This window comes from uncultured Salegentibacter sp. (assembly GCF_963972535.1).
Taxonomy (GTDB): Bacteria; Bacteroidota; Bacteroidia; order Flavobacteriales; family Flavobacteriaceae; genus Salegentibacter.
Genome location: NZ_CAXAVR010000204.1, coordinates 1 through 1,839, shown reverse-complemented (window position 1 = coordinate 1,839; position 1,839 = coordinate 1). Strand labels below are relative to the sequence as shown.

Genomic DNA, 1,839 nt, shown 5'->3' with positions numbered 1-1,839 from the left:
CCTACACAGCACCAAAAACTCGTTTCCGGCTGGGAGTAAACCCGGTAATGGCCGGGACGCATTGGAGTAAAATATACAAAGCCTCCCTTTTCTGGATGCTGGGAAGAAAGAATATGATTATATAATGCCTCCTCATAATAATCTATATATTTTTCATTTGGGTTAGTGAGGAACAATTTCTCGCTCAACCTTAACATATTATAGGTGTTGCAAGTCTCAGGTCCCTGTTCGCTGGATATCATTTCAGAAAAATCTGTAGTAGGATGAAAATGCTCCCTAACACTATTTCCTCCAATGGCTACCGAGCGTTTATTGACCACGTTATCCCAAAAATAAGTTGCAGCACTATGAAAATCTTTATTGTTATCTAAAGAAGCAATTGTTTCAAAACCGATTATTTTAGGAATCTGCGTATTGGCGTGCATCCCATTTAGAATATCATTATTCGAGGCTAATGGTTTTAGCAGTTTTTGGTGTGAAAATTTATAGGCCAACTCCAGGTATTTTTCTTCACCGGTGATTTTGGCCACATCTGCAAAAATTTCATTTAAACCACCGTGTTCTGAAACCAATAATTCCTGAATTTGTTCTTCTGAAAGTCCGCTGGTGACCTGCAGCATCCAGTCAGAAAACCTGATCAACATATCCTTGGCCTTAGATTTTCCCGCAATTTGATAAGCATCCCGAAGTCCTGCGTAGGTTTTATGAATATTATATAATGGCACCCATTTACCGTTTAAGCTAAAACTTGCTGCATCAATATTACCGTTGGAAATTTCACGCCAAAGTTCTTTACTTCCGGGAACGCCACCAATATAGCCATTGCCGTTAGCTTGCTGAACTCTTTCTAATTCGTCTAAGCTATAATTCAGCAGAGAATCAGCTTTTTTACTTCCCGCTGAAGCCTGCATTTGCGCAAGTGCCGTAAGGTAATGTCCCCCAATATGACCATCTAAACCTGAATTTTCCCAATTGGTATAACTTTCTGCCTTTGGGTCTAAGCCCGCTTCACGTAAAAAAGGTGCTAAAAGTTTATCGGGGTTTAATTCTAAAATATACTCTAGGTCAACCAGCATCGCGTTGCGAAAAGGACCTTCTTCTAAGCTGACATCCTGAAGCTTAAAAGTTTCTAATTTGGTTTGCTGGCCAAACATGAATGTTGAGGCCAGGCAAACTAATAAGCTAAAAAGAGTTATTTTCAAATCAGCAAAGGAAAATTTCATTTTAAATTATTTAGACGATAATACTACTACAGAAAAAGGTGGCAGACTAACTTCTAACTTGCCTTTTCTCAATTTAAAATCTTTAAATTCAGCAATATTTATTTTATCCGGATTATCAAAAGTATTATGATCCTGGATTTTCCCTGATTTCAGGATTTCAGCTTCAATATTATTAACATCTAAACCTTCCAAATCTATTTCTACTTTATGTTCCGCACTGGCATCAATATTTACCAATGAAATATTGGTATTTCCGGTTTCATCTTTAGAAGCAGAAACAGAAATTGCAGGCAACGATTCGCCATTGTAGGTATATTCAGGAGAATCAAACTCAACGGGTAATAACTGCGCATCGTGGTGTACGGTGTACATTTTAAATACGTGGTAAGTTGGCGTAAGAATCATTTTTTCACCTTCGGTTAGCGCCACTGCCTGTAAAACATTTACAGTTTGCGCCAAATTGGCCATTTTAACCCTCCCACTATGATTATTAAAAATGTTTAAGGTTGTACCGGCAATCATAGCGTCTCTCATAGTATTTTGCTGATATAAAAATCCGGGATTAGTACCTTCTTCAACGTCGTACCAGCCGCCCCATTCATCTACTACAAGATCT

General features: G+C 38.2%; 2 protein-coding genes. Both read right to left on the bottom strand.

The features are described from left to right. Nucleotides 1-1,223, bottom strand: a 1,223-nt coding sequence (locus AACZ30_RS13825) for a beta-L-arabinofuranosidase domain-containing protein (RefSeq protein ID WP_339650100.1), incomplete at its 3' end; no start/stop codon positions are given. A gap of 6 nt (nucleotides 1,224-1,229) precedes the next feature. After that, a partial coding sequence (locus tag AACZ30_RS13820) for an alpha-L-arabinofuranosidase C-terminal domain-containing protein (RefSeq protein WP_339650098.1) occupies nucleotides 1,230-1,839 on the bottom strand: 610 nt, incomplete at its 5' end.